Annotated in this window: 15 protein-coding genes and 1 riboswitch; of the genes, 6 read left to right on the forward strand and 9 right to left on the reverse strand. The window is 52.1% G+C overall.

The genetic code is table 11. From position 1 onward, the window contains the following. The first annotated feature begins 100 nt into the window (after window positions 1–100). Window positions 101–517, forward strand: coding sequence for a MarR family winged helix-turn-helix transcriptional regulator (locus BO53_RS0110260; protein ID WP_031547889.1), 417 nt, complete (start codon window positions 101–103; stop codon window positions 515–517). A gap of 49 nt (window positions 518–566) precedes the next feature. Here BO53_RS0110260 and BO53_RS0110265 read toward each other — a convergent pair whose 3' ends face one another. Beyond that, window positions 567–869, reverse strand: a complete 303-nt coding sequence (locus tag BO53_RS0110265; RefSeq protein WP_037342150.1) for a spore coat protein — start codon at window positions 867–869, stop codon at window positions 567–569. 28 nt (window positions 870–897) lie between these two features. After that, window positions 898–1,125 (reverse strand): hypothetical protein, encoded by a 228-nt coding sequence (locus BO53_RS13430; protein ID WP_037342152.1) that lies wholly within the window; start codon window positions 1,123–1,125, stop codon window positions 898–900. Window positions 1,126–1,276: 151 nt separating this feature from the next. Here BO53_RS13430 and BO53_RS0110275 point away from each other — a divergent pair, with 151 nt between their 5' ends. The 3 genes from BO53_RS0110275 to BO53_RS0110285 all read left to right on the forward strand — a co-directional run bounded on the left by BO53_RS0110275 (window position 1,277) and on the right by BO53_RS0110285 (window position 3,614). Further along, the gene (locus tag BO53_RS0110275; protein ID WP_031547891.1) at window positions 1,277–2,026 is read left to right on the forward strand and encodes a MerR family transcriptional regulator; all 750 of its coding nucleotides are present in this window, start codon (window positions 1,277–1,279) and stop codon (window positions 2,024–2,026) included. Window positions 2,027–2,184: 158 nt separating this feature from the next. Next, the gene (locus BO53_RS0110280) at window positions 2,185–2,922 is read left to right on the forward strand and encodes a polyphosphate polymerase domain-containing protein (RefSeq protein WP_031547892.1); all 738 of its coding nucleotides are present in this window, start codon (window positions 2,185–2,187) and stop codon (window positions 2,920–2,922) included. Between the two features lie 2 nt (window positions 2,923–2,924). Further along, window positions 2,925–3,614 (forward strand): DUF4956 domain-containing protein, encoded by a 690-nt coding sequence (locus tag BO53_RS0110285; protein WP_031547893.1) that lies wholly within the window; start codon window positions 2,925–2,927, stop codon window positions 3,612–3,614. A gap of 45 nt (window positions 3,615–3,659) precedes the next feature. Here BO53_RS0110285 and BO53_RS0110290 read toward each other — a convergent pair whose 3' ends face one another. The 6 genes from BO53_RS0110290 to BO53_RS13435 all read right to left on the reverse strand — a co-directional run bounded on the left by BO53_RS0110290 (window position 3,660) and on the right by BO53_RS13435 (window position 8,858). After that, the gene (locus BO53_RS0110290) at window positions 3,660–4,418 is read right to left on the reverse strand and encodes an ABC transporter ATP-binding protein (RefSeq protein ID WP_031547894.1); all 759 of its coding nucleotides are present in this window, start codon (window positions 4,416–4,418) and stop codon (window positions 3,660–3,662) included. After that, the gene (locus tag BO53_RS0110295) at window positions 4,408–5,190 is read right to left on the reverse strand and encodes an ABC transporter permease (RefSeq protein ID WP_031547895.1); all 783 of its coding nucleotides are present in this window, start codon (window positions 5,188–5,190) and stop codon (window positions 4,408–4,410) included. The genes BO53_RS0110290 and BO53_RS0110295 overlap by 11 nt, the downstream gene beginning before the upstream one ends. A gap of 19 nt (window positions 5,191–5,209) precedes the next feature. After that, window positions 5,210–6,199 (reverse strand): ABC transporter substrate-binding protein, encoded by a 990-nt coding sequence (locus BO53_RS0110300; RefSeq protein ID WP_031547896.1) that lies wholly within the window; start codon window positions 6,197–6,199, stop codon window positions 5,210–5,212. Between the two features lie 121 nt (window positions 6,200–6,320). After that, a riboswitch (TPP riboswitch) is annotated at window positions 6,321–6,418 on the reverse strand. Window positions 6,419–6,520: 102 nt separating this feature from the next. Next, window positions 6,521–6,943 (reverse strand): GNAT family N-acetyltransferase, encoded by a 423-nt coding sequence (locus BO53_RS0110305; protein WP_031547897.1) that lies wholly within the window; start codon window positions 6,941–6,943, stop codon window positions 6,521–6,523. Window positions 6,944–6,953: 10 nt separating this feature from the next. Then, window positions 6,954–7,418, reverse strand: coding sequence for a DUF2538 family protein (locus BO53_RS0110310; protein WP_031547898.1), 465 nt, complete (start codon window positions 7,416–7,418; stop codon window positions 6,954–6,956). A 12-nt stretch (window positions 7,419–7,430) separates the two neighbouring features. After that, complete coding sequence (locus BO53_RS13435; protein WP_051683093.1) at window positions 7,431–8,858, reverse strand: LCP family protein; 1,428 nt, start codon at window positions 8,856–8,858, stop codon at window positions 7,431–7,433. A gap of 195 nt (window positions 8,859–9,053) precedes the next feature. Here BO53_RS13435 and BO53_RS0110320 point away from each other — a divergent pair, with 195 nt between their 5' ends. Next, complete coding sequence (locus tag BO53_RS0110320) at window positions 9,054–10,217, forward strand: glycosyltransferase family 4 protein (RefSeq protein WP_031547900.1); 1,164 nt, start codon at window positions 9,054–9,056, stop codon at window positions 10,215–10,217. A gap of 202 nt (window positions 10,218–10,419) precedes the next feature. Beyond that, window positions 10,420–10,560 carry a hypothetical protein gene (locus tag BO53_RS13920; protein WP_156956133.1) on the forward strand — a complete coding sequence of 47 codons (141 nt, stop codon included), beginning with the start codon at window positions 10,420–10,422 and terminating at the stop codon, window positions 10,558–10,560. A gap of 91 nt (window positions 10,561–10,651) precedes the next feature. Here the strand turns inward: BO53_RS13920 and BO53_RS0110330 are convergent. Beyond that, window positions 10,652–11,539: N-acetylglucosaminidase (locus tag BO53_RS0110330; RefSeq protein WP_031547901.1), on the reverse strand; the 888-nt coding region annotated here is incomplete at its 5' end.

An 11,539-nucleotide genomic window follows, 5' to 3' on the forward strand; every position in this document is an offset into this window, starting at 1 on the left:
TTTGCCATATGGTGGGTTTACTGCCACTATGGACTGTATACACCTTTATTGTGGGTAATGTAAGGGAGAGTAATATGTCAAAAAAGCGGGTTGACTATCTATGAGTAAATTGAACACACGGAATGTCTGCAGATACATCTATCTGCTCAACGCAAAAATCGACCATCTGGCCGAATTCAGGACGAAGAACGGACTCCTATCGAGGGAACAGCTGTACATCATCGAAATGGTGGCTGAAGAGCCGGGCATTACGCAGAAGACGCTCATCGGCCGCCTGAGGCGGGAACAGACTTCCATTTCCCGTGCCGTCCAGAAGCTTGTCGACCAGAACTACCTCATCAAGCGCCAGCATCAGGATGATATGCGGGCTTCATACCTTCAAGTGACGGAGCAGGCGGTCGATGCACTGGATGAACTGGAGGAGAAGATCTGCAGCGTGACGGACGATATACTCGAATCACTGGATCACGAGGATAAGCGGCGGCTGACCGATATTCTCCAAAAGATCCACATATAATCGATAGGGCCCCCGAAACCTGTGTTCAGGTTTCGGGGGCCTTCTGCATCTATTTCTTGTCCTTCGAGAGCTTCTTTACGGTCTTCACTTTCTTCTTGTCGTGCTTGAGCTGGTCCTTGATGTCATGGGCGTAGTACATGCCGTTCTCCATCATGTAGTCGGCAATCCGCGCGTGCTGGTTGATCGCCTGCGTGAGCTGGCGCTTCAGCACATCCCGTACTTCCGGGGAGGCGGCTTCCGTCAGCGCCACAGCATATGTGCGGACAGCCGCCTTTGCCGTGACGAGCATTTCCGTCGCAATGAGTTCATCCCTGTTCTCTCCTGCTTTTTCAAGCATTTCCTCCATTTCCATCTGTACATCTCCTTTTCATTGTTCCGCCCTAAGGCAGAAGCTCCTGAATTTCATCAATCGCTTTTTTGGAAATCTTGCGTTCCTTGCGGACGATTTCACGCAGCTTGGAATCCTCGGCGAGCGACTCCATCATCCCCGCTTTCAAGAGGGAAGCCTGTTTCACTGTCACGACTTCATGGAGCTCGATTGTCTCATGCACAGCAAGGTCCGGCTTTTCTGCGCTTTTATTTTTCTTCTTATCCTTGTTCTTGGCCATGTCCATCCTCCTTCGGCTTTGTCATATTGGCTGTTCAGTTATAGCTTACCCCGGGTACATGGATGTAAACGCGCCATGAAAATAAGGCAGGATGTGTGTGTTGACATTGACGCTGCGTCACCGCCTATTATGAAGGGGAGGAGGGAGAATGATGGAATATACGGTGAAGGCACTTGCGGATCTCGCCGGTGTGAGCAGACGGACACTCAGGTACTATGACCAGATCGGGCTGCTTGCACCTGCCCGCATCAACAGTTCGGGCTACCGGATATATGGACGGGCGGAAGTTGACCGGCTGCAGCTCATCCTCTTCTACAGGACGCTCGGTATCGCCCTGGATGAAATTGGGAAGATTATCGATGATCCGGAATTCGATGCGGCAGAAGCACTCAGAGCACACCATGCCGCACTCCTCGAAGAGCGTAGGGCGCTGGATCGGCTGATACGGAATGTGGAACGGACGATTGAAGCGAAGGAAGGAGGGATACACATGCGAGATAGGGAAAAGTTCGAAGGGTTGAAGCAGCGGAAGCTCGAGGAGAACGAAGCACAGTACGGTGCTGAAATCCGCGAAAAGTATGGCGAGGACACCGTCAGGGCATCCAACGAGAAATGGATGGGCATGTCATCAGACGACTATGACAGGATGACGGCGATTGAAGCGGAACTCAAGGAAGTGCTGAAGGCGGCGGTGGATGCGCCATCTGAAGCACATGCCAGGAAGGCCGCACAGCTGCACAAGGAATGGCTGATGTACACATGGAACGAATATTCCAAAGAAGCCCACCAGGGGCTCGCCGAGATGTATGTGACAGACGCACGCTTCAGGAAATACTATGATGACGTGGCGCCGGGTGCCGCAGAATTCCTGCGGGCTGCGATCGTGCAGCATGCGGAATAGTACAAGTCAAAGATGGACCCGCCTCTCTTTTGGGAGGCGGGTCCTTTATTCTGCCGTTAACTGTATTCTAAAGGACTTGTCACCATCCTCTAACCATCCTTTAATAATCCGCATGTACATTTAAAACATGCAGGTAAGCACAGGAAAGGAGAATAAACATGGCACTTGAAGTTTTCAACCGCAGGGAAGTGAAGTATCTGATTCCTTTTGACACGTATGAAACGATCGCCCGTGAAATTGCAGGGCATATGCGGTTCGACCGGTTCGGTACGGAAGGGAGGTACACCATCGTCAGTCTGTACTTCGATTCCGAAGATGGGAAGATCTATACGGAAACACGGAACAAACTCAGATTCCGCCAGAAACTGAGGCTCCGGGTCTATGACGATGCGGATCTCGCGAGCATGTCATTTCTTGAAGTGAAGCAGAAGTACAACAATGTGGTCAATAAACGGCGGACCGGATTGCCGCTGCAGTCGGCCTATGATTACATATACCAGGGCCGCGATGTGGTGGATACAGCCTCGAACAAGCAGATATTCAAAGAGGCGGACTACTTCAGGAACTTTTATGGTCTGGTGCCGCAGGTGGTCGTGAGCTATGACCGTCAGGCCTTCCACGGCATCGAGGAAAATGATCTCCGGGTAACGTTCGACTACAACCTGCGCTGCCGTTCGGATGATCTGAACATCGAAAATGGCCCGCACGGCACCCACTTCATCGACCGGAACCTCGTCGTGATGGAAGTGAAGATGTCGACGAGCATCCCGCTGTGGCTGACGGAGATTCTGTCCGCCCATGGTCTGAAGAAGGAAGGCGTATCCAAGTTCTGCACCAGCATCGACGTTGAAACCAAAGGCATCGAACATGCCGTAAATGAGAAAAGGATGGGATAACAATGAATGAATTTGTACAGCAATATTTTGAAATCGGCAATGAAACGACGACGTTTACAGTCATCGAGCTTCTGCTCGCAATCATCCTGAGTGCCATATTGAGCACGGTGGTGACGCTGGTCTACAAGTGGACCCACCACGGTGTGAACTACTCGCAGTCCTACGTCCAGACGGTCGTCATCATGAGTGTCGTCGTCGCCATCATCATGATCGTCATCGGCAACAACGTCGCGGTCGCATTCGGCCTTGTCGGCGCGTTCTCCATCATCAGGTTCAGGAGCGCCATGAGCGATCCGAAGGACATAGCCTTCATCTTCTTCGGCATGGTCGTCGGGATCGCATGCGGCCTCGGATTCTACCTGCTTGCCGTCATATTCACGGCCCTCATGAGCCTGATCATCGGATTGATGCATAAGACCGACTACGGCAGCAAGGGGTCCGATGAGAAGGTGCTCAAGATCACCGTGCCTGAAAACATGCATTTCGAAGGGGCGTTCGATGACGTCTTCCGCCAACACCTCGAACAGAACGAGCTCGTCAACATCGAAACGACGAACCTCGGCACGATGTATATGCTCGAGTACAGGGTGCGCACGAAGAAGGAGACCCGGGACAAGACGCTGATGGACGCCATCCGGGTGAAGAATGCCAATATGAAGGTGACGCTGAATGTATCGAAACTCGGGTACTAGCATGAAAAAGAGAGCAGGAGACTTTGTCTCCTGCTCCCTTTATATTCAGTCTTCCACATCACTTGTCCGAAGCATATGATAGATGTCGCGCTTGAGCCTGGTAAATTCCTCATCGAGGATGATGTCATGGTCGCGCGGCCGCTCGAACGGCACCTCGATTTCACGCGCGATGCGGGCGGGCTTGTCCGAGAGGACGAGTATCCGGTCGGACATGTAGAGGGCCTCTTCGATGCTGTGGGTGATGAAGAGGACGGAACGGCGGTCCATCTCCCAGATCTTGAGCAGCCAGTCCTGCATGTCGAGGCGGGTGAGTTCATCGAGTGCCCCGAATGGTTCATCCAGCAGCATCAGCTCCTGCGGGCTGAGCAGGGAACGGATGAAGGCGACGCGCTGCCGCATGCCGCCGGACAGCGTATTCGGATAGGATTTTTCATACCCTTCGAGTCCGGCACGCTGGAGCCACCGGCGGGCGGTTTCCTTGTCGACATCGCCGGTGATTTCCTGGACGAGGACGACATTGTCCTCGATCGTCCGCCATGGCAGCAGGGAATCCTGCTGGGGCAGGTAGCTGATGTTGCCGCGGGTGCCGTTGACCCGTGCGCCATCGATGTAGATGTCACCCGCGTCTGGTGCGTACAGGCCGCCGATCAGGTTGAAGATCGTACTCTTGCCGCTGCCCGACGGGCCGAGCAGGGTGACGAATTCACCGTCGGCGACATCAAGGGACAGGTTATCCAGCACATGGACCCCGTTCCCGTCATTGAACTTGTGCGTGAGGTTTCTGACCTCGAGCTTATTCGTCATCCCGATTTGCCCCCTTCCTGTCCGTATCCCATGGTACGAGCCATTTTTCAAGCAGCATGATGAAGCCGAAGAGAATCAGGCTGATCGCCATGATGACGAATATGGCGACGAATACCTGGTCCGTCCGGAAAGCGGAGGAGGCGACCGTCATGAAGACGCCGAGCCCCTCCTGTGCACCGAGCCATTCCGCGATGACGGCACCCATCACACTGTATGTCGCTGAAATCTTGAGTCCTGAAAAGAAGTAGGGCAGGGCACTCGGCCACTCCAGTTTGAAGAAGACCTGCCGGCGCGATGCCCCAATCATCTGCATATAGTTGAGCAGCGTCGGATTGGTCTGCCTGAACCCGTCGATCAGGGATACCGCGACGGGGAAGAAGCAGACGAGCGTGATGATCAGTATCTTCGGCAGCGTACCGAAGCCGAACCACAGCACAAGCAGCGGTGCCAGGGCGATGATCGGCACATTCTGCGAGAGGATCATCAGCGGGTAGATGCTCTGCTTGGCCCTTGGCATCAGGTGGAGCAGTATGGCCAGCACGAGCCCCACGGTCACACCGATGGCGAACCCACCGAGCGCAATCTGTATGGTCGACAGGCTGTGCGACCATATACGCGGGTAGATTTCCATGCCTTCCTGGATGATCTGGACGGGACTTGGCAGAATCCATGTACGGATATCAAAAAGTGTGGCGGCCAACTGCCAAATCACCAGTATGGCGAGTATCGCAAGGAGTGGGGGAATCACACTCCAGGATGAAATTCGTCGCATTCGCTATTCCTCCAATTCACTACCCGCCGGGCAGAAATTCATTCGTGAATGCCTGCTCGACATCGAGTTCGGATTCGATCAGGCCGCTTTCATACATCCAGTTCATATAATTCTCCCAGACGTCCTCCTCCTGATGGCCCCAATAGGGTGCATCACCCTGATAGACATCCGTCAGCCATTCCTGGCTGGCCATGACGAGTTCCTCGTCAAGATCCGGTTCTGCAGCCAGCAGGTGTTCCGCTGCAGCTTCGGGCTGATCCATCGCAAACTGGTAGCCTTCCGCCGTCGCCCGGGTGAACGCTTCAACGGTTTCAGAGTCGTTTTCGAGCATCTCTTCATTTGTGATCAGTACAGGCGTATAGAAGTTGAGCGCATCGGAGTACTCGGTGAAATCGATCGTGTTGAGCGGGAAGTCGCGCAGTTCAGCTTCGACACCCGTCCAGCCGTAGTAGATCCATGCAAAGTCGACATCGCGCTGTACGGCGGTGAAGAAGTCCGTATCCCCGATGTTGATGATATCGACATTCTCAATATCGGCATCATCCGCCTGCATGATGGAGGCGATGGTCTCCTCCTCAATCGGTGAACCGTATCCGCCGTACGTATGCCCCTCGAGGTCTGATGGCGTCTCGAGGCCATACTCTTTTGGAGAGGCGAGGACGGATGTATTATCCTGTATGATGGCAGCAAGCGAGACGATTGATACATCCTGCAGGCGTGCCTGCGTGACGTTCTCCTGGGCGCTGACGCCGAAGTCCCCGTTGCCCGTCGCAACAGTCTGTTCCGCACCGGCTTCACCCGGCAGGACGATTTCGACATCAAGTCCCCGGTCCTCATAGTAGCCCTCCGCCTGTGCGGCATAGATGCCCGTATGGTTCGTATTCGGTGTCCAGTCGAGCACGAAGGTGACTTCAGTCAATCCTTCGTCCCCCGACTGGTTCCCGTCTTCATTTCCGCCGCATGCTGCGAGCAGGAGGACGAGTATGGACGGCAATAATAGTTTCTTCATAAATGGAAAACTCCTCTCGAAATGGTGGTGTCCCATACCGCATTCTTCATAAAATGGGTACAAAAAAACACCTTCCTTATCTGGAGGCGTCAAAGAGCTGCAGGTGGGGTATACGGGTGCCGCATAGCCACTGCACATTCCCTACGCTGGTATTATCCAGATCAGGTCAAAGGGTCAGGTGTCACCTTCTCAGCCATGATGGCTCCCCTATGCTGTTTCTATTCATTTTGCACATCCATTATATCATGGACACTTTTCATGTCCAAACGGTTATTTAAAAACACCCGGACAGCAGGATGCCGTCCAGGTGTCGATCACTGTCTACAGTGCCTTCTCCATATACACATGCGGAATGCCCGCATCCTCGAATTCATCGGAGGAGACGGTGTATCCGAGCTTCTTGTAGAAGTCGATCGCATGCACCTGCGCACCGAGCTTGGCCCGGGTATAGCCGGCTTCCCGGGCATGCTCGTGGACGAATTCCATCAGCTTGAGTCCGAGCTTCCTGCCGCGCTCCTCGGGCAGTACGGCCATGCGTTCGACCTTGATCATGTCGTCTGACGCTGGGCGGTATCTGACCGTGCCGATCGGCTCGTCATCAATCAGCAGGATATGTGTCGCTGTGTCCTCAAATTCATCCACTTCACGGTCCATCGGGACGTTCTGCTCCTCGACGAAGACGCGCTTTCTGATTTCAAGGCACTGGTTGTACAGGATGTTGTTGTCAGCCACTTTGATTTCCATGGAATCCTCCTTACATTGCATTCTTGCGCCGGATGGCGGTGAACTGCCAGAATATCTTCAGCTGCTCGAGGTTCCAATACTCGAGGCCGAGCGAGAGGGCAGGTTTTGTATTGAACTTGATGCCGCTTGCTTCTGCTGCAGCGAGCGCCAAGTACTGGATGTGGGGCCTGAGCTGCTTGAATGGTTCCGACAGCCGTCCGTCCTCCCTGATCCAGTCCATCGGGAAGATGAGTTCGAATATGTTGATCCGCTTGTAGATGTCCGGCAGGGCGATGATGTAGCACGCCGCATCGACTTCCGGGTTCTTCAGCGATTCACTGAAGTAGCCACGGATCGACTGGTACATCTCCTTGTGTTCGTGGTTCTGGTAGAAATACGTATCCTCGATTCTCGCTTCACCGCTGTGCTTGATCTGGTCCTCCAGGAAATCGAACATCTCATTGATGTTCGTCTCCTTGTCATACGTCTTCCTCATCACAATCCGCTCCTAAACTTCATTTTGAGATCGATCAAAGTCCTCACTTCCGGTTCCATTATCATAGTATTCTTCAGTGTTTTCCTCGTAGTATTCCTGCGTATTCTCTTCATAGTTGAACTGTTCCGTACTGTCTTCCTGTATCCCTTCTGATCCGTTGCCATCCTCCGGCGGCCAGTAGTTGTCCTCCTCAGTCGTCGGCGCATCAGGATTTTCACCCGTTCCTTCCTCCTGGGGCGGCTGTTCACCAGTCGCTTCTTCACGGCTCGACTCACCAGAATTTTCGTCGAGGTTTTCTTCGCCCTCGATGCTCTCCTCAGGGTTGTCGTCCGGCATGTTGAAGCCGTCGCCAAGCTGACTTTCGTAGCCTTCCTGCATGAAGTAGGGCTCACCTTCCGGCTCGAATTCGTTCAGATAGTAGTCGCTGACGTAATCGTATGGCGTAATATAATCGGACAGCCGGATGTTGATCAGGTCATACGGTTCCGGCGCATCGATTTCCAGCACATCCCGGAGCGTCTTCGAAATCAGGTAGAGATGTTCTTCATTCGCCCAATAGAAGTAGGCGCCGTTGCCCGGGTTCCAGAAATCGGACCCGCGTACCTGAGTCGTATTGAACTCGATGTCGTTGAATGAATAGTAGGCGGCGAGGCTGCGGATTGTCTTCGAAGTCATGTCATGTTTCGTATTGTCCGCGACGACCTCGATCAGGTCATCGATTTTCGACAGGGCACCGGTCGATTTCGCCTTCGACAGTATCTTCTCGACCATCTCGAGCTGGCGCTGGCCGCGTCCGAGGTCTGTATCCACCCGGCGGCTCCGTACAACCGCAAGTGCCTCCTCGCCATTCAGTTCCTGCACACCTTCTTCAAGTTCGATACGTCCGCGGTCGACGGAGTTCGGCTCATTCATGTCGAATGGCACATCGAATTCCACACCGCCGAGCGCATCGACCATATCCACCACGGCCGCCATGTTGACGCGGACGTAGTGGTCGACCGGCACGTTCAAGAGGGATTCCACAGCACGCATGGAGGCTTCCGGGCCACCCTGGCGGTGGGCGTGTGTGATCTTGTCGAAATAGTTCTCCTCAGGGAAGTATGTCAGGGTATCCCGCGGGATGCTTGTGAGTTTCACTTCATCCTGGTTCTTGTCGAATGTCGCAAGGATCATCGTATCCGTCCGGAAGTCCTGGGAATCAAGATCCCCTTCCTCCTTGCGGGATTCACTCTCATCGATGCCGAGGATCAGCACCGTAAAGCTGTCCATCGTCGGGTCGATGTCATCCAGCCGGAGCTCGGACCTATCGCGGTCCGTCGCTTCGAACGAATCGCTCACCCCCTGTTCGAAGGAATTGAACAGGTTATAAATATATACCCCGATGACAACAAGCGCAATGACGAGGAACAGCAGTATGCCAATAAGAATTTTCTTTTTCATAATTTAATAGACCCACTTTGTTTGTTTTAGTATGTAATGACAGATTGCCATCTTTTAATTATAATATGGTAGAACCATAAAATGGAATAGGAAATAGGAATTATTTCCCGATATCAAAACTTTGTCACATGATATAGAATGTAGAGCCAGATTACAAGTGATATATCATATTAATGAAAAAGCCAGAGGTGCTGTATGAAGAAAGTCACAATGTTTGTATGGAACAATTTCGTCAATGACGCAAGAGTACTCAGGGAAGCGACTGCCCTCACCGAGGAAGGATACACTGTCACAGTCATCGCCAAAAAGGAGATGGATGAGCTCCATCTGCCGTCAAGCGAGACCGTCGCTCCCCGAGTCTACGTCAACCGGCCGCTCAAGATCGAACTGCCGAAGATTGTACGGAACAGGGTGAAGTCCAGCATTCTGTCGAAGCATCTGCCGAATATGCTCGAGATGTTCAAGATGATGATGCTTGGGCGGAGCAGTGATGCAGACATCTATCATTCACATGATCTGAACACGCTGCTGCAGGGTATATACAGTGCGAAGCTCCGTCTGGACAGAAAGCCGCTGATCTATGATTCCCATGAAGTGCAGACGAGCCGTACACACTATTCCTTTAACAAGATATATAAGCTTGAGAAATTTCTGCTCAGGTTCACAGATCATGTCATCGTGGAAAACGATACACGGGCAGACTACCACAGACGGCTGTACAGGAAAAAGCCGACGCCGGTGCACAACTATTCCGAGTTCTATGACATCGAAGCGGTAGAAGCCTTCCCCATCCGGGAAACATACGGTATCGATCCGGATGAGAAGATTGTGCTGTACCAGGGCGGCATGCAGGAGGGCAGGGGGCTGTTCAAACTGCTCGATGCATTCCGTGACATCGAAGGTGCCCGCCTGATCATGCTCGGCGACGGCAAGGAACGTCTCAATCTGATCGAATACCATAAACAACTCGGGATCGAGGACAAGGTCATCTTCATCGACCGGGTGCCGTACAGGGAATTGAGACGCTATACAAAATCTGTCGACATCGGCATCCAGTTCTTAGAGAATACCAACTTCAACCACTATTCCGCCTCATCCAACAAGCTCTTCGAGTATATCATGGCCCACGTGCCCGTCATTGGCTCGAAGCTGCCGGAGATTGAAGCGGTCATTGAATCCGAAGAGGTGGGGCTGACGGTCGAGCCTGAGAGTACAATACAACTGAAAGCGGCAATTGAGCAACTCATCAGTGACGATGAACTGAGAGCAAGGTTCAGGGAGAACGCGAAGCAGGCGAAATTCAAGTACAACTGGAACGAAGAGAAGGATGTATTGAAGAAGGTGTATAGAAAAATTTAAAATAAAAAGAATGCCGTCCTCTGTAAGAGCGGCATTCTTTTTATTTTTTGCTTATTTCATACATTCGCTTTTGCGTAACTCAGTTTTCACGATTTACTATTGCAATTTCTCTGTTTAAATGGTTACGCTCTCCTCATCACTAGAACTTAAAGTGTTTTGAAGTAAAAAAGCTACTAAGTTCTATAAAAAAGGAGGTACTACTGTGGATATAACAATGTTTTTTGAAATCTTCATATCGATTGAAACACTCGATCTTTCACCCTATGTTAATCTATTCCTTGCGTTTCCCGAGCGCTACAGAGGAGAGAAAAACAACGAAGGGCGAAATCAAGGTGCTGAGTAAACCGTGAGTATGATTACCATAGGGCATGACAGTGCTCTATGGTTTTTTATTATAGTATCAAACTTTTCACTTCTTGTACAATAACGTTGAATCAAAATGTGTATCTTGTGTAATATTGGCCCTGCAGACCGAGCTGGTCGTAGTAGTTCTGAAGATTGCGTGCTGTGGCATAGGCCCAGTTGACGTCTGTTGCATACTGGTAGGTGCCCGGGTTCGCCGGGTTCCAACGCATTGCGTACAGCGTGTTCTGTCCACGGTTGAAGTAGCCGCTCGAGATGAACTGTGCGCCACCGATTACTGCCTTTGCTGGTGTATCCCAGCCCATGCGTTGTGCATAGCGTGCCCCTTCCAAAACAGGGTTGTGGTCGTATGCTGCGATGCCGTACATGTTGTAGTAGAGCTTACCATTCTCAGAGATGTTGCCATTCGTGTCAAGGCGGACACCCTGGGCGAGTGTGCTCTGGCCATTGCCCGTTTCATGCAGAGCATGGGAGATTAGATAAACCTCATTTACACCATGCGTGTTCGCCGCCTGCAGGAAGGCTGTCCCTTGATTATGCAGTATGCCTTTCCCATTGAGCAGTTTGTTGTTCAGTTCACTACTTGAGATGTTCTGCGCGCGGTTCAAGTCGAGGTAGGTGTAGTCCCAAGTTTCGGTAGTATGGTTCGCAGGATTGAGATATTGTTCCACTTCACTGCGTGTCGCATTTCTCCAGCCACCACCGGATACCCAGGCCTGTGGCTTGGCTCCCAAGTTCATTTGGATGTCGACTGCTTTATCAAGTGAAATGCCGTACTTGACCGTGTTGACTACAGGCGATGGGCTGGAGGGTTCATATGGTTTAATCTTAGTTGACCCAATCCATCCATATACGTTATCAATTTTGCCATAGTAGTAGATGTGGCTGCCCAATCTCAATGACCGCTCGGAGGCGAAGAATGGGGAGTGGTAATCACCGAGGCGTTTGAGCTGTTGTTT

Origin of the sequence: Salinicoccus luteus DSM 17002, assembly GCF_000712035.1 — a bacterium.
GTDB lineage: Bacteria > Bacillota > Bacilli > Staphylococcales > Salinicoccaceae > Salinicoccus > Salinicoccus luteus.